Annotated in this window: 7 protein-coding genes and 1 pseudogene; 3 read left to right on the top strand and 5 right to left on the bottom strand. The window is 58.7% G+C overall.

The window, feature by feature from the left end:
- From PDO_RS25955 to PDO_RS25940, 4 genes and pseudogenes are all read right to left on the bottom strand, one after another.
- Positions 1-536: pseudogene (locus PDO_RS25955) on the bottom strand (aerobic carbon-monoxide dehydrogenase large subunit); the annotation flags it as partial.
- Entirely contained in the window at positions 533-1,033 is a 501-nt protein-coding gene (locus tag PDO_RS25950; protein WP_007608776.1) for a (2Fe-2S)-binding protein, read from the bottom strand. The pseudogene PDO_RS25955 and the gene PDO_RS25950, both read right to left, overlap by 4 nt.
- Before the next feature lie 10 nt (positions 1,034-1,043).
- Positions 1,044-1,910, bottom strand: a complete 867-nt coding sequence (locus tag PDO_RS25945; protein ID WP_007608764.1) for an FAD binding domain-containing protein — start codon at positions 1,908-1,910, stop codon at positions 1,044-1,046.
- Between the two features lie 212 nt (positions 1,911-2,122).
- Positions 2,123-3,331: an MHYT domain-containing protein gene (locus tag PDO_RS25940; protein ID WP_007608763.1), complete on the bottom strand. Its 1,209-nt coding sequence runs from the start codon at positions 3,329-3,331 to the stop codon at positions 2,123-2,125.
- A 721-nt stretch (positions 3,332-4,052) separates the two neighbouring features.
- Here PDO_RS25940 and PDO_RS25935 point away from each other — a divergent pair.
- Positions 4,053-4,745: a response regulator gene (locus PDO_RS25935; protein ID WP_007608762.1), complete on the top strand. Its 693-nt coding sequence runs from the start codon at positions 4,053-4,055 to the stop codon at positions 4,743-4,745.
- On the opposite strand, the gene PDO_RS25930 is transcribed toward PDO_RS25935, so the two are convergent.
- A complete protein-coding gene (locus PDO_RS25930; RefSeq protein WP_244426533.1) occupies positions 4,735-6,108 on the bottom strand; it encodes a sensor histidine kinase in 1,374 nt (457 codons plus the stop codon). The genes PDO_RS25935 and PDO_RS25930 overlap by 11 nt on opposite strands.
- Positions 6,109-6,489: 381 nt before the next feature.
- Between PDO_RS25930 and PDO_RS25925 the strand changes: the two genes are divergently transcribed.
- Positions 6,490-15,915: a peroxidase family protein gene (locus PDO_RS25925; protein WP_007608758.1), complete on the top strand. Its 9,426-nt coding sequence runs from the start codon at positions 6,490-6,492 to the stop codon at positions 15,913-15,915.
- 70 nt (positions 15,916-15,985) lie between these two features.
- Positions 15,986-17,719 carry a type I secretion system permease/ATPase gene (locus PDO_RS25920; RefSeq protein WP_007608756.1) on the top strand — a complete coding sequence of 578 codons (1,734 nt, stop codon included), beginning with the start codon at positions 15,986-15,988 and terminating at the stop codon, positions 17,717-17,719.
- Positions 17,720-17,849 lie beyond the last annotated feature (130 nt).

Raw genomic sequence — 17,849 nt, 5'->3', positions numbered from 1 at the left:
TTGGGATGTTTGCGCGGCCCATGCGCGCCGACCATCTTGTCCTTTATATCCTCGCGGAGGATGGGGGCGTCCCCATCCATCGATTTGAACGGATCGATGATGCATGGCAGCGCCTCGTACACCACGTCGACCAGTTCGGTGGCATCAGAGGCGATGTAGCGATCCTCGGCGATGACGAAAGCGACTTCCTGGTTCTGGAACAGCACCTTGTGTTCGGCCAGCACAGCCTGAACGTCGCCGGCCAAGGTCGGCATGTAATGCAGGCCGAGCGGCTTAAGGTCGGCGGCGGTCAAAACAGCGACGACACCCGGCAAAGCCTTTGCCCGCGAGGTATCGATGCTGACGATGCGGGCATGGGCATGCGGCGAACGGACGAAATCGCCAAACAGCATGCCGGGCAGCTTGATGTCGTCGACATAGTTGCCCTTGCCCTGGGTGAAGCGTATGTCTTCGACGCGCTTGCGCTTGCAGCCCATGCCCTGGAGCTTTTCGGTGCGCTCGGCGCGATCGATATCGACCTTGACTTGCTCGTTCATTCTGCCGCCTCCAGATAGGGTGTCCCGTTGATCTTGGCCGCCGCATACTGGATGGCCTTGACGATGTTCACGTAACCGGTGCAGCGACAGAGATTGCCGGATATGCCGTGGCGGATCTCATCTTCGGTCGGATTGGCATTTTCCTGCAGCAGGCGATGCGCGCGCAAGATCATTCCCGGCGTGCAATAGCCGCATTGCAGGCCATGCATCATGCGGAAACCTTCCTGCAGGGCACTGAGCGTGCCATCGGCATTGGCCATACCTTCGATCGTGATAATCGAGGCGCCGTCGGCCTGGACGGCAAAGGTCATGCAGCTCTTTACCGACATGTCGTCCATGTCGACGGTGCAAGCGCCGCAATGGCCGGTATCGCAGCCGATGTGAGCGCCTGTCAGGTTCTGCTGCTCACGCAGAAAATGGATCAGCAGGGTGCGTGGTTCGACCAGTGCTTCGACGGACCTGCCGTTGATGGTGACTTTGATATGCGATTTGGTCATGATCTCCCCCTCAGGCAGTGGCGCGGGTGCGAGCCCGCTCAAGTGCGCGACGCAGCATGACGCCGGCCATCTTGGTTCGGTATTCGGACGGGCCGCGCATGTCCGACGCGGGATTGGTAATTGCCTCGGCAGCAGCCACAGCACGGTCGATGGTCGCAACATCAAGCGCGCTGCCGGTGAGTATCCCGCCCGCTTCGGCGGCCCAGAGCGGCGTTTCGGACACATTTGTCAGGCCGATGGAGGCGCTGATGCAGGTCCCGGCAGCCATGGTGATGACCACTGCAGCCGCGGCTGTCGCATAGTCGCCAACCTTGCGCTTGAGTTTTTCATAAGCGTAACCATGACCAGCCGGGGGGATGGGAATGCGCACGGATGTCAGGATTTCACCTGCAGCCAAAGCGGTCTCATAGGCGCCCAGGTAGAAGCTGCGCGCACTTACGTCCCGCGTTCCCGTCACACCCGTCAACGCGTAACGGGCGTTCAGACATTGCATCAGCGCCGGCATGTCATTGCCCGGATCGCCATTGGCACAATTGCCGCCGATCGTACCCTTGTAGCGGATCTGCGGGTCGGCAATCATCAGCGCCGTTTCCCGAACGATCGGCAGGAGTTCGGCCAGAAGCGGCGACGAGATCAATGCGTGCTGGGTCGTCATCGCTCCGATGACAATCTCATCGCCGTCAAGTTCGATGACATTCAGTCCTTCGATGCCACCGAGGTCAATCAGGTGCTCGGGCGCGGCGAGACGCGTCTTCATCAAGGGGATTAGGCTGTGGCCACCCGCCAGCGGACGGGCATCTTCACCAAGCTCGGTGAGCAGCGCGACCGCAGCGACGATTGTCGTTGGTCGATGGTAATCAAAGCTTCCTGGAATCATAATTGCGCTCCTCCCAAAGCACGTCTCCTGGCACTCGACCCAACTCACCTCAGGTGCTTTGCACCTGGCAAATCACCGCGTCTCCTCAGTCGCGGTGCAGGGTTGTGAAAGGAGGCGGAGATTGGCGCCTTGATACAAGGACAAGAACACCAAATGCCCGCAAATGCACGAAATGCGGGCCAGCTTGCACGAACTGCGACAGATGGGCTGACCTAAGCGTTCGACAAGCCTGTCGGCGTTACCGTCTGATACAATGCGAGTTCTTGGCGAAGCGCAGTCAACCGGGCGCGACTGACCGGAACCGTTCTGCGCACGGGCGTGTCCAGTTCGGCAACACCCGCATCTCCAGACTTCTTGACCCGCACGACAAAATCGAGATTGACGATATAGCTGCGATGCGTCCGGAAAAATCGGGCCTTGCCAAGGCGCGATGCGATCTCGGAAATCGACAGGGGACAAAAGAGATCGTCGCGCCCATTGAAGACATAGGTGTAGTGGGCGTTGGAATGAACAGAGGCGATCTCATCGGGTGCGATGTGAAAGCGGGCGCCGTTTTTCTCGACAGGCAGAAGTGCGATTCCCGCATCAACGGCTGGCACGTCAATACCACGCGCATCGCCGACGTATTCGTCCCCTGTCGCCGGCTCGATGCCCGCGGAGACTAAAGCATGCGCCGTACTCCATCCCGCATCTCCAGCGCCATCCTGCGTCTCGGACGGTATAAGCGCCAGCATGAAAACTGCGGAAATCGTACAGGCGACGACGCTGACGATTATGGCCAGCATATCGCCTGAAATCACAGACTTGGCCACCGCGTCGTGTGAACCCGACAGATGAAGGCTCATCCCGGCCATCGCCATATAGTGCATACCAGATACCGCGCAGCCAAGCACGGCGGCACAGAGAAAAAGCGGCGGCCGTCTGTCGGCGGAAAAAGCAAGCCAGAGTGCAAGACCTGAAGCCGCGATAGCGATCGTGACGCTTGCCAGCACATAAAGCGGATCATGATTGACATGCACGACGGAATGGATGGCAATCATGCCGACATAATGCATGGCAGTAATGCCGAACCCCATGGCAAAAGCCGCCAGAATCAAAAGACGTTGCGAGCGCAGGCTTGCCAGATAGATGGCAATGCCAGTGACCAGACCACTGACGAAGAAGGACAGCAGTGTCGGCAGAACAGCATAATCGATTTCGACAGAGGCCGTGACGGCCAGCATGCCGATGAAATGCATGCTCCAGATGCCGACCGCGAGCGTGGTCGCCGATCCGGCGATCAGCAGGCGACGCCGATTGGCAAATGCACCGGGGATCAGAAGGGCAAGGCTGATACCGACATAACTTGCCTGGATCGCCACCAGGACGGAAAGCGCGACAAGGATTGGGCTGTAGCTGAAAGAGGCCACCATTTCATTCATCGCAGTAGTCACCAATCTTTTCGGCCAAAGTGCCGCGCGTGGCGGGACACGAGCGGACAGGATTCCAAATCCAGACGTCGACAAACGATTTGATGTGCCTCCGGGCCACGCTCCCGACATGACCTTCGCCAATCTATCGATCTCGCGCCCGATTTGTCGAGTGGAGCGGATTGCCCTTTCCCATTGACCATCGTGGTGAGGCGCCTTGCAGATCGCAAAGGATCAATGATCCGATACAGGCACTCCTTCCAAGGCGATCCCGGATATCCTCCAATAAAGGTACCACTGGCATATCACTTCAGACAGATTGCTATTCCGCTGGACCGCAAAATTCTGTCGTCCGAGTGGGGAAGCCATGCAGTGTGCGGCCCATTCGGAAGCAACGCATCCGTCAAAAATCATGTCCCAAGGATGCGAACCAATATGGCGCGTTGGCAGCATTGCGAGAATGCACGCATCGTCACCTGACGGTAATTTTGTTTATTATCAATTGGTTGGCGTATTCTTTCGTGGCTAACACTTCGAAAACAGGGCCATAAACAGCCTTTGGCTGCCTGCACCGCAACCCATAACCGGGGCAAGGCAGCATGCGTTCCGCACTACCATTTTCGGGTGGTAGTCTTCTATTTCGAACGTAACCGCAGTTAACCACTCTTTTACCATGAGCTTTATCTAATTGAGAAATATCGCTACCAATAGAAAAAATCAGACAGGTTGCGTTATGAAATTACGTGTCGCCTTCATTGATGACCACCATGTTTTGCTTGAGGGGCTTGTCAGCCTCTACAGTGAAAAGAGTGATCTTGAAGTGGTGGCAATGGGCCATTCTGCCTGCGACGCCGTGCGGATCGTTGAAGAAACTGCACCGGACGCAGTCGTGATGGACCTGACCATGCCAGGCGATACCTTTGCTGCCATCGAGCAGATCATGGCCAGTTCTCCCGCAACAAAGGTCATAGTTTTTACTGCCAGCAACATGATTCAACCCGCGATCGAGCTTCTGGAAGCCGGGGTTTCGGCCTATGTGCTGAAAGGAAGTTCCTCTTCGGAATTGCACGAGGCGATCAAGATTGCCTGTCGGGGTGAAACCTATGTGACCCCCGGGTTTGCCACCAAGGTGATCGTCTCGATGAAGACTGATCAGATGCGTCGGAACAACCAGCCTTCGCCGACGCGGTTGCATCACCGCGAAGAACAGATCGTCAGTGGCTTGCTCAAGGGACTAACCAACCGCGAAATCGGGCAAGCGATCAACATCAGCGAAAAGACGGTCAAACATTACATGACATCGCTCATGCAGAAGCTGAATGTGCGCAACCGGGTGCAGTTGGTGATTGCGGTGAAAAACCGGACCGTTCCACGTGATCGCACATCAGACCCAATGCTGTCCCAGCCAGGCGGACCTAGACATTGATCGGCAGAATTGCAACAGCAATCGAGCCGGTAGCCCTTGGAAAATAACGCATCCTTCCACCGAAGGAGCGAATGCGTCTCTTCTGACTGACCTTGCCCAATCTCGCCCGACTAACCTCCTTTGCAGACGACAGTACCTGCCTTGCACCGAAATCGGCGACGCTGACATAAAGCCGTCCGCGGATGAACACACATCGAACCATCTGGCGGTTCCCTCGTGCGTGGCGAAAACTGTTCATCAGACCTTCCAGCACAAAGCGGTAGAGGCAGATTGACAGGTCATGCACCCTGAGATCGATATCATCGCCAACCTCAAGTCTTACGTCACAGCCGGTTATTTCGAAGTAGCGCTTCAGCGCCAGTTCGATGGCCTCGCGGACACACACATGTTCGAGCTCTGGCAGGATCAAGCCGGCCGAAAGATTGCGCAACTCCTCCAGTGTCATCGAGACCAGATCCAAGAGTTTGCCTAGCGCGCTTCGCGTGCTTTGTTGCAGGTCATCAGCCGACAGAAGGTCGCTCAACCTGAGCTTCACCAAGGTGAGAACCTGTAGCGAACCATCGTGCAGATCCGCACCAATCTGATCAAGGATTCGCTCGTTCAGCTTGCCCGCCTCGACGCGCGCATTGTCCGCCATGACCCTCAGCCGGTTGTTTTCAATCGACAGATCGATCGCATTGCGCAGACTTTCGCGCAGGGTCTGCCTCTGCTCGTCAATAACTCTCCCACTGCGACGGACGATCAAATAGAGCAGCGAAAGCATGGGGACAGAGACCAGGAAGACTGCAATCATGGAAATCGCGCGTGAACGGGAGATCTGTTCCTCGAGCATGTTTGATTCCAGATAAATCTCGCCGGCCAAGATAACCCTGCCGTCGGCATTGATCAGAAGCGGTGCATAGATTTCCAGAAGTGCTTCGTCCTTCTCGTTCTGCGAATACCCGTGCTTCTCCTCGATTGTGCGAGAGACGATCGTTTCCCCCGCCAGTGCGGCCTTCAATTCATCAAACATCACGGCCCCGCCGGCATTCTCGGCCTTGACCGAAAACGCCGCTGTTCCATCGGCCAGCCAGATCTTCACATTGGTGATCCGCTGGCCCTTGGGGCCCTGCCCCACCAAAGAGTTAATGTCGCGGCGGAACTGATCATCGAAAAGGAAGGCATCACCCGCGCCACGTCGGATCAGCGGCGCAATCGATGTCTGCATGCGTGCAGCCCCGGCGGACCCCGCAGCCCCAAGGGCGGATTGTTCGACCTGTGAAGCAGTGTAGAAACTGACCGCGGCCATCAGCCCGAAGACCACGACGGAAGCTGCGATCAGAAACTGGTTGGCAATGGAGAGATTGGCGATCGAAGCCAGCATCCTGGCGAACCATGACGGCTGCCGCGCCATTGTTGGCGGCCCTAAGGCTGTATTTTGTACACGTCGCGCGGTCCCAGGCATGTCTTCCCCTCAACGCGAGCTTCGAACAGAACAGGCATTTTAGGCCAAACTGTTTAAATCAAATACAAAATCTCTGCTCCTGCCAAAATTCCTACAGCAACGAACGTCCCGAAGTCTTCATACCTTGGTCTGAAGATCTTTCCGACCTTCCGCTCGATCATCGTTGGACCAAGCTCCCTTTGAATTCTGGGGGGTTCTGGCAGGCTAATGACGGGATGCCAGCTCCAGATGTCCATGGGGGACGAAGCGGCGCATCGGGACATTCAACCTGGGAGGCGGGGTACCAACCCCTGATATCAGATGGTTCAACTGAACACGCACGACCTCGATTTCATCTTGAAACAGATCAAGATCGCCGAAGCGAATTCCATTGCTCATTCGGGTGACTACGCCGCAGGCCTCAAGGAAATCTGGGTCGATCCCGCCGGGAATACATATGCGCTGGATTCACAGGGCTTCCCGATCGACAGTGCCGGTGATCGAATTGTCGTAGACAGTGTGACACAGACCGTGACGGATCTGGGCCTGACACTTGCGATCAGCGCCGAGCACGTCCCGTACGGCTTGCGCACGGTTGATGGCAGCTACAACAATCTCGGGGAAGGCCGCGAGCTTTGGGGTGCGGCGGATCAGCCCTTTGTACGATTGCTCGAACAAGGGTGGAGGGTGAGCGATGGGGACACGTTCCAGATCCGCACCGGGACCAACCCTGACGGATCGCCGGCGTTGACCACGATCGGGGGCGCCTACAGCCCGAGCGGTGCGGTTGCTGATGCCGATCCGCGCCTGATCTCCAATCTCGTCGTCGACCAGACCCTGGCCAACCCGGCCGCTATCTATACCGCGCTCGCCCAGGCTGGTTACACCGGTGACGCCATGGCGGCCGTCAATGCGATCCGCACCGAATTCACCGCAGCGCTGGATGCAGCGAAGGCAGACAATGCCCTATTGCCGGCGGCCCAGCAGAAAACCGTTGCCGTTCTGGCTGCTGAGGTCACGCAGCAACTGTCTGCCGACCGACCCGCCACGGATACGGATCCCGCTTTCGTCGGGCTGGAAAGCCGCTTCGGACTGGCTTTCGACGGGCCATCCCTGGCGCTCGAAAACGTCGCACCCGATGAAGGGCTTTCGGCTCCCTATAATTCCTGGTTCACACTTTTCGGCCAGTTCTTCGACCACGGCCTCGATCTCGTGGAAAAGGGCGGCAACGACAAGATCTATATTCCGCTTTCGCCCGATGACCCGCTCTACATTCCGGGTGGACGCAGCAACTACATGGTTTTGACGCGCTCACCGCAAGATCCGAACAATCTCACGACACCTTTCATTGACCAGAACCAGACCTATTCATCGACAGCCTCCAAACAGCTTTTCCTGCGCGAATACGAAATGGTCGATGACAGGCCTGTTGCCACTGGTCACCTGCTCGAGGGTGCCAAGGGCATCGCCACCTGGGGTGAAGTCAAGGAACAGGCCCGCGCCATACTCGGCATCGACCTGGCCGACGAATTCGTCGGGAATGTGCCCCTGTTCATGATGGACGCCTATGGCGAATTTGTCCGTGGGCCAAACGGCTTTCCACAGGTCGCGACCGGAACGGCCGGCAATATCGTCTGGGTCGAAGGCAATCCTGAAGCTCCGGTCAGCCTCACGAATGCTGTTCTGACGGGACATGCCTTCCTCGACGATATCGCCCACAACGCCGTCCCTGGTCTGGTCGATCACGATCGCAACCCTGGCACACCCGACATTCTGAAGACGGCGGATGCCGATGACCTCGCAGGCAACGCCATTCCGCTCAACCAGTTCGGACAGGCGACAACCTATGACGACGAACTGCTCGATGCGCATTTCGTCACCGGCGACGGTCGCGGCAATGAAAACATCGGGCTGACCGCCGTACACCACATCTTCCATTCCGAGCACAACAAGACAGTGGAGCAGGTAAAGGAAAGGGCGATAGAAGCCGCACAGAACGGCGACTTCGACTTCCTGAACGAATGGCTGGCGACAGATGTCACTGAACTTCCCACCGGCGATCTGGCAACCATCAAGGATGGCCTTAACTGGGACGGTGAACGTCTGTTCCAGGCAGCGCGTTTCACCACCGAAATGCAATACCAGCATCTGGTCTTCGAGGAATTCGCCCGCAAGATTCAGCCGGATATTGATATCTTCGTGTTCAATCCGTCGATGGACATCGATCCGTCAATCTTTGCCGAATTTGCCCATGTGGTCTACCGCTTCGGCCATTCCATGCTGAACGAGACTGTAGATAGCATCGATGCCAACGGCGTGGGGTCGTCGCTGGACCTGTTCGATGCCTTCCTGAACCCGCTTGCCTATGCACCCGGGATCATCACAGCAGAACAGGGTGCTGGCGCCATCATCCGCGGCATGACCGGCCAGATCGGCAACGAGATCGACGAATTCGTCACCGACGTTTTGCGCAACCATCTTGTTGGCATTCCGCTCGACCTGCCCGCCCTCAATATCGCCCGTGGCCGGGAAACCGGCATTCCCAGCTTGAACGCCGCTCGGGCGCAGTTCAAGGAAATCGCCAACGGCGACACCCAGCTCGATCCATACAAGAACTGGATCGACTTCGGGATGAACCTGAAGAATCCGGCGTCGATCGTGAACTTCATTGCCGCCTATGGCACGCATGCAACGATAGCATCTGCCACGACCACCGATGCCAAGCGCGAAGCTGCCATGGATCTGGTCTTCGGCGATGCATCGCTCGACGAAGCCGACCGGCAGGCCTTCCTCAACGGCACCGGCACCTACGCCTCCGGCTTGGGGGGCCTTAACGACGTCGATCTCTGGGTCGGCGGCATCGCGGAAAAGAAAATGGCGTTCGGCGGCATGCTGGGCTCCACCTTCTCATTCGTCTTTGAACTGCAAATGGAAAACCTGCAGAACGGCGACCGCTTCTACTATCTGTCGCGTACACAGGGCTTGAACCTGCTGAACGAACTCGAAGCCAACTCGCTGGCCGAACTGCTGATCAGCAATACGGACATTGGCGAGACAGGTTATGCCGTGCCGGGCGACATCTTCTCGGTTCCCGACCATGTTCTCTATGTCGATGCCGCAGAACAGGCCAAATGGGGCTATAGTGATCCGTCCGGCGACAACCCGTTCCTGAATGCGCTCTCGCCAATGGTGCAGCGGGGCGCTAATTTCATCCAGTTGAACAGTCTTGACCATGCCCTCATCCAGGGGACGAACCAGGCTGACACGATCATCTCCGGTGGCGGTGACGACACGGTCTGGGGACGCGGCGGCGACGACCGTATCGAAGCCGGCTACGGCGTCGACAAGGTGCATGGCGGCACAGGCGACGACATCATCACCAATTCGGGGACAGACATCGGTGAAACCGACTTCCTGATGGGCGAGGAAGGCAATGATGTCGTCCATGGCGGCTCCGGCCTCGCGCTCGTCTTCGGCAACCAGGGCTCCGACTACCTGGTCGCCGGGCCAGACGGCAAGGAAATGTTCGGCGGCGAAGGCAATGACTTCATGCTCGGCGGGGAAGGCAGCGACTTCCTGCTCGGCAACGAGGGGGACGACTGGATCGAGGCCGGCAACGGCTTCGATACGACGGCCGGCGACAATTCCGAACTCTTCTTCAACTCCACGATCATCGGCCACGACGTCATGTTCGCTGGTGAAAACGAACATGACTTCGACTCCGAATCCGGCGACGACATCATGGTGCAGGGCGAAAGCGTCATGCGCAATGAAGGCATGTGGGGCTATGACTGGGCGGCCTACAAGGGCTCCACCAAGGCCGCAGATGCTGATTTGCTACGTCCCATCTTCACGACGGAGCAGCAGGATATCCTGCGCAACCGCTTCGACGCCGTCGAAGGCTTGTCCGGTTACAAATCGGACGATGTCCTGAAGGGCGATGATCGCGCGACCGCCTTCACGACGACACCGCCAGCCGAGCCGGAGGTAAATCCAGGGGCGAACCTTGCCGGCGCCGAAGGCACCATGGTCAACCACCACCTGAGCCAGGCGGGGATTGATCGCATCAACGGTCTTCGTCAACTGCTCGGCGATCTCGTACAGAACAGCATTACCGTGGGAGAGGCTGCCCGCGAGGCAGAAATCGCCTTCGACGACGGCAACATTCTGCTTGGCGGCGGCGGCAGCGACCTGATCGAGGGTCGTGGCGGCGACGACGTAATCGACGGTGACAGCTGGCTCAACGTCCGCATCGGCTTCACGCATGGAGGTGTCGCCTATACCGTCGATGGTCTGGACGACGTTGTCTGGAGGCTTGCGGACTATGTCGATGGCGCGCCTGTTTCCGGCGCCCTGCCCGCCTTCAACGGCCTCACGCTCGACGAACTGATGTTCAGTCGTGTCGTCAATCCCGGTGCGCTTACCATTGTTCGAGAAATCGTCAAAGGCGGCAATGACGGCGACATCGACACGGCGGTCTATTGGGACAATTTCGCCAACTATCAAATCACCGCGAACGCCGATGGAAGTTTCACCGTAAATCACGTCAATCCCACGGTCGGCGGAGTCGATCCCATCACCGGCAGGCAACTGGCTGCAGACGGCATCGACCGGCTGTGGAACATTGAGAAACTGCAATTCGCCGACCGCACTGTCTCGCTGATCGCGCCAGAAATTGAACTCAACGGCTTCGACATCGTCAACCGCAACTGGGCCGACACTTTCAGCACCCGCTCCTATGGCAACAACAACGGTACCAATGGCAGCTTCAATGCGGCCTGGAGTGAAGCCGGAGACGGCACTGCCAGCGCAACGACTGGAAGCGTCCAGGTGACCAATGCCGGCACGTTGACATTCTCGGCTGGCAACGCTGACAATGCCTCGGTGGCCCGTGCCCTGAACCTTGAGGGCGCGTCTTCGGCTGTCGTCACTTTCTCGATCAGTGACATCGGCGTAACGGCCTTTCTGGGCCTTCTGGATGATGAAGAGATCCTGTTCGAATTTGCTGCCGATGGCACGAACTTTACGACCCTGCGCACGTTCGACGGAAACAACGGCGGCAACATATCGGTAACCCTGCCAACTGATGTTCAATTCGCGAGCACCGCGGCCATCCGCTTCCGCGCCAACAATACGCTGGACGCCGGGGAGTCCTTCTCGATCGACAATGTCAGCATCAACGCGGTTTTCGAGATCCCTGCCAACCCGGCATCCGTCGACATTTTGACCAGCTACACCGAGAATGGTGCATCGACGGCGATCGCCTCGCAGCCGCGCATCACCGACGACGGCGAAACCTTGGTATCGGCCAGCATCGTGCTGACCAATGCCTTCGCCGGTGACGAATTTGTCATCCCGGCTGCACTGACCGCACAGAATGCGGCGATTTCGGCAACCACGCAGGTCATCGGTTCGACCATCGTCGTGACCCTGGAAGGGGTGGCATCGCTGGCGGCCTACCAGAACGCCATCCAGTCGATCAGCTATCGCAACACATCCGAGAATCCCGACACGACCCAACGTCTCATCGAAGTGACGGTCAACGATGGATTGCTGTCGTCGAACGTGGCTGAGACCAGGGTCAATGTCACGGCCACCAACGATCTGCCCAATGCCGGCAATGACATCGTCATTACCAATATCCAGGGCAACTTCAACGTGCCGGACTGGGCACTGCTGGCCAATGACGTGGATCTGGACGGACAGCTTTCGATCACGAGCATCACCGAAAACTCGACCTTGTTCACGGTCGGGCGCGCCGGCGGCGTGACAACATTCGGCTACACCACACAGCAAAGCCGGACCGCCACCTATACCGCAACCGATGGCCTCGCCAACGACACGGCAACGGTCTCAGTGAATTATGATGCCAACGACATCAATGGCGGCGGCAATTCTGAAGTCATCGTCGGCGGTGTGGCGGCAAGCACGATCAGCGCCGGTGGCGGCAATGACATCATCTTCAGCGGTGGTGGCGATGATACCGTCACGGGCGGCACCGGTGACGATATCATGGTCTGGAATGTCGGCGATGGTCGCGACCGGTTCAACGGCGAGACCAACAACAACGCCGGCGATACCGTCCGCATCGAGGGCGATGCCAGTAACGAGGCCTTCGTCGTCTACAGCCGGGCCGCCGCTCTAGCCAACGGCATCACGGGCCTCCTCAATTCGACCGAGATCGTCATCACGCGCAATGGGCAGGTTGCTGTCGAACTCGACAATGTCGAGGAGATCGTCATCAACACCGGCAACGGCAATGACAATGTCACCACGCTCGGCAACTTCAACGGCACCAGCCTGAACTTCAACACCATCACCATCAATGGCTCGGAAGGTGACGATACCGTCAATTTGAGCGGCATGGCCTCAGCCCACCGCATCCTGTTCCGCTCGAATGGCGGCAACGACACATTGATCGGTACATTGCGGTCCCAGGATCGCATCGAAATCCCTGAAGGTGCCGATCCGGCCGACTATGTCGAGACGGTGAATGCCAATGGTACCAGAACCCTGTCCAATGGCACGCACTCGATCACGTTCACTGGCCAGACCCCGACGCTTTCGCCGATCGGCGCAAATGGCGACAACGATGACGATAACAGTGGCAGCGAGCCGACAGGTCCGTTTACGCTGACTGCCAGGGACGTGGCGGGCATCACCAACCTCGTGCGTGGTTTGCCAGCCTTTGCCGACGATGATGATACCGACGGTGCCGTCGGTGTACGCAGCCTGTCTGGGCAAGGCAACAATGCTGACAATGATGGTTTTGGCGCCGCCGATCAGCCATTCATCCGCCTGACCGAGGCACGCTACGGCGAAGGTGTCGTCACCGACAGCACGGGAGCGATCATCAACCGCGCGCTCAATCCGATCTTCGACGGCCTGGATCCACGACAGATCTCCAATGTCCTGGGTGAACAGGAGCTTGATCTGCCAAACAATGCCAACGAGGCCAATATCTTCTTCATGGCCTTTGGTCAGTATTTCGACCATGGCCTCGACTTCCTGCCCAAGGGTGGTGCCGGACAGGTCGTCATCGACGGCGTGGATATTCCAGGACCTGTCGCGTCCAACTTCACCGACCTTACGCGTGGTTCGCTGGCCGAGCCACTGGCATCGGCTGACGACATCCCGCAGCATATCAACAAGACCTCGGCCTATGTCGACCAGAACCAGGTCTATGGCTCAAACATGATTGTCGGCCAATTGCTGCGCGAAAGTGATGGCAATCATGGATACGGTTCGCGGATCCTGATGGGCGCAGATGACCCGTCAGCATCCGGCTTCGATCTGATGTCGACCCTGCGCGAACTTCTCGACCACCATCGCGAAGCAGGCACGCTGTTTACCGGTCCCGGCCTGCCAACCGGCGGCATCACCATCGATGGCTACTATCCCACCCTGTGGAACAGTGCCACGAACAAGTATGATGCTGCGACAGTGCGTGCGCTTGCCGGCAATTTCATGGGATCGAGCCATGCCTTGCTGCTCGACACCAATCCGGTGATCAACCTGCTCGACCACTATGTCGGCGGCGATGGTCGCACCAATGAAAACGTCACGCTGACCTCGATGCACACGATCTGGGCCCGCAACCACAATTTCCACATCGACACATTGCTCGATGCGGGCTTTGCCGGCACGACGGAAGAGCTGTTCCAGGCGGCCAAGATGGTCAACGAGGCCGAATACCAGCGTGTCGTCTTCACCGAATTCGCCGATGCACTGATCGGTGGCATCCAGGGTGTTGGAGACCATGGCTTCGAAGCATACAACCCCGAAGCCACGGCCGGCATCAGCCACGAATTTGCCGCCGCCGTCTATCGCATCGGCCATTCGCTGATCGGTGATACGATTACAGTCAAGGGCGATGACGGACAGAACTACTCGGTCAATCTGTTCGATGCCTTCCTCAACCCGAGCAATGACGTGTTCACGCCCGAGCAGCTCATCCAGTTGCAGGCGATGGGCTATGACCCTCAGCCCGGCTATGAACAACTGGGCACCGGCGCGATCCTCGCCGGAATCGTCGAGCAGCCGGCGGAAGAAGTCGATTTCAACATTGTCGATGCGGTCCGCAATGACCTGGTACGCATCCGCGCTGACCTCTTCGCCTTCAATGTGGCTCGCGGCCGTGATGTCGGCCTTGGCACCCTGAACCAGGTGAAGGCAAGCCTGCAGAATTCGACGGACCCATACGTCAAGTTTGCCGTCGGCTTCCTTTCGGCCAATGGTGGTTCGGTGAACCCCTATTCCAGCTGGCAGGATTTCCAGACTCGCAACGGCCTGACCGACATCGTGATCGCCCAGTTCATGGCGGCCTATCCGGATCTTGTCCTGCGGGCCGACCAGATCAATGCATTCAAGGCGATCAATGGCGACATTGTCGCAGTCCAAGGGGACGGCACCGGCCTCGTCAAGGGCATCGACCGGGTCGATCTCTGGGTCGGCGGCCTTGCCGAAGCGCATTTCAACGGCGGCATGGCCGGCTCGACTTTCTGGGCAATCCTGCATGAACAATTCGACCGTCTGCAGGAGGCCGATCGCTTCTACTACAAGGAGCGCTTCGACAACTTCGATCTCTACGAAAACTTCATCGACGGACAGGAATTCGCCGACATCATCGAACGCAACACCGGTCTCACCGGTCTTCCGGAGGATATATTCTCGTCCGATCTCGAAGACGGCGCGGACAATGAGGACGACGATGACGATCAGAATAACGATGATGAGGATGACGGCACCGTCGACAACGACGACGACGACGATGAGGACGACGACGATGAGGACGACGACGAGACGGATGATGATCAGGACGACGACAATGACGGCGATGATGATGGGGACGTGGTCACGCCGCCCACCGCGATCGCAGCCAAGACACTAATCGGCACGGGTGCAAGTGATGTCCTGCAAGGCGCTGCCGGAAATGACGTCGCATTGGGAGGTGACGGAACCGATGTCCTGTCTGGCGATGGCGGTGCAGATATCCTGCGCGGCGAATCCGGCGACGATGTCATTCTCGGCGGTGACGGCGACGATGTGATCACGGGTGGCAGCGGTGCTGACGAGATCCATGCCGGTAGCGGCCGTGATGTGATCTTCGGCAGCGAGGGTGACGACCTGATCTTCGCGGATGCCGGCGACGACATCATCGAGGGTGGTGCCGGTGCCGAACGGGTCTGGGCAGGTGCCGGCAACGACACCGTTCTGTCCACCGCAAACGACGGCAACGATGTCTATCATGGCGAAGATGGCATCGACACGCTGGACTACGCCGTCAACAGCAGCGGCCTGACCGTCGATCTCGGCAACGGCTTCATGGGCCGTGGTTCGGTCAGCGGCGGCTCGACGGGAAGCGATACCTTCTATGGCTTCGAGAACTTCATCGGCGGCTCGGGCCATGACGTGGTCACCGCATCGAGTGCCGTCAACATCATGGATGGGGGACTTGGCGACGACGTATTCAAGTTCAACTCCGCGGCCGCCGCCAATGGCGACACGATCTATGGCTTCCAGGCCGGCGACCGCATCGACTTTTCGGGCACGGGCGCAAACCTGCACCTGACCGCCGGGACGACCATGACCGGCATTGGCGATGTCACGGTGACCCACGAGCTGCGCGAGGGCGAGGAATTCACCGTGATCCGCGGCAATACGCAAGGGGATGACGGCGCTGACTTCGAGCTGGCTCTGCACGGACGTCACAACCTGACAGCCAACGACTTCCTCGGCGTTGCCTGACGAAGTCTTCGAATGAAGGGCGGCCCGGCCATTTCAATGGCCGGGCAGACAAGGGCTAAGGGGCAAGATCATGGGCAAACAAGCAAGCTACACCATCCGCGGCATTGGCAGTCTTCTCTGGTTCGTCTTCGGACTGTCGGGGATCATCAACATCCTGGCCCTAACCGGCGCTTTCTATATGATGCAGGTCTATGACCGGGCGCTGACAAGCGGCAGCGTGCCGACCTTGCTCTGGCTGTCGGCAATCGCAATCGGCCTCTATCTTTTCCAGGGTCTGTTCGACATTATTCGCTCGCAGATCCTGGTGCGTTTCGCCGCCAATATCGACGCCAAGATCGCACCGCTGGTGCACAAGGTAGTGATCGAGATGCCACGTTTCGGCTATGCTCCGGCAGAGGCCGTCGAAAGGGGCCGGGATGTCGACACCGTTCGCGGCTTCCTCAGCGGCGCCGGTCCGGTGGCGCTATTCGATCTGCCATGGATCCCGGTCTATCTCATCTTCGTCTGGTTGCTGCATCCGGTACTCGGCATGCTGACACTGGGCGGTGCCATCTTCCTCTCCTGCCTGACGCTTGCGGCCGAACTCCTGTCGCGCCGCCATGCGCGCGACCTGGCCCGCACCTCGGTCCATCGCAATGTCGTCGCTGACAACCACCTGCGCAACGGCGATGTTCTCTATTCGATGGGCATGACGGAACGGGCGCTCGATCGCTTCGAGCAGGCCAATGTCCGGCATATCGATGCACAGACCGCGACCTCCGACATTTCCGGCACCTTTGCCGGGATTTCGAAGGTGCTGCGCATGATGCTTCAGTCCGCCATTCTCGGCGTCGGGGCCTATCTGACGATCAAGGGTGACATGTCCGCCGGCTCGATCATTGCCTCGTCGATCATCACCGGCAAGGCGCTTGCACCCGTCGACCAGGCGATTGCCCAGTGGAAGGGCGTGATGGCCGCACGGCGCAGCTGGAGCCGGATCAAGGACACGCTTGGCGTTCTCAATCGCCCGGATACCCGCTTCGACCTCCCGGCTCCATCCGAGACACTGACGGTCGAGAATATCACCACCGTCGCGCCAACATCGGGCACCGTGCTGTTGACCGATGTCAGCTTCCAGCTGAAGGCGGGCCAGGCGCTGGCGCTGATCGGCCCGAGCGGCGGTGGCAAGACGACCCTGGTCCGGTCAATCCTTGGAATCTGGCCTGCACTGCGCGGTGCAATCCGCGTTGACGGCGCCGACCTGAAGCAATGGCCGACGGAGTTCTTCACCAGCAATATCGGCTATCTGCCGCAGGATGTGTCGCTGATGGATGGAACAATCGCCGAGAACATCTCCCGTTTCGATGATGACGCCAATGCTCGCAAGATCTTTCGGGCTGCAAAGACGGCTGGCATTCACGACCTGATCGTTCGCATGCCGAGCGGTTACCAGACGGATATCGGCGTGGCCGGACAGGTTCTGTCGGCCGGCCAGCGTCAGCGGGTGGCTCTTGCTCGGGCACTCTATGACGATCCTTTCCTGGTGGTGCTTGACGAGCCTAATTCCAATCTCGATGCCGAGGGCGAACAGGCGCTTGGCGAAGCGATCCTCAAAGTCCGCGAACGCGGCGGGATCGTCATCCTGGTCGCCCACAGACCGAGCATTCTGCAATATGTCGACATGGTCGGTGTCGTCCAGGGCGGCAGACTGGTCTCGTTCGGACCCAAGGACGATGTGGTCAAGACACCGGCCAATGTCTCGACCCCGCCGCGTTATCCCATGCCCCAGTCAATGCCCCAGCCCATGTCGATCGCAGCCGAGTAGGCCCAGGAGCGGAGGAAGACCAATGCTGATGGATCCGGTAGATAGCCTTGAAAAGCCACTCGTGTTCGAACGGGAGCAGCCCGGTGCCGCCAAAGCTCCCGCACGCCGGTTTGACAGCCGGGAGCCAACG

Origin of the sequence: Rhizobium sp. PDO1-076 (assembly GCF_000247475.1) — a bacterium.
Lineage (GTDB): Bacteria > Pseudomonadota > Alphaproteobacteria > Rhizobiales > Rhizobiaceae > Allorhizobium.
The sequence above is the reverse complement of the archived record's forward strand: the minus strand, read 5'-3'. Positions and strand labels throughout refer to the sequence as shown.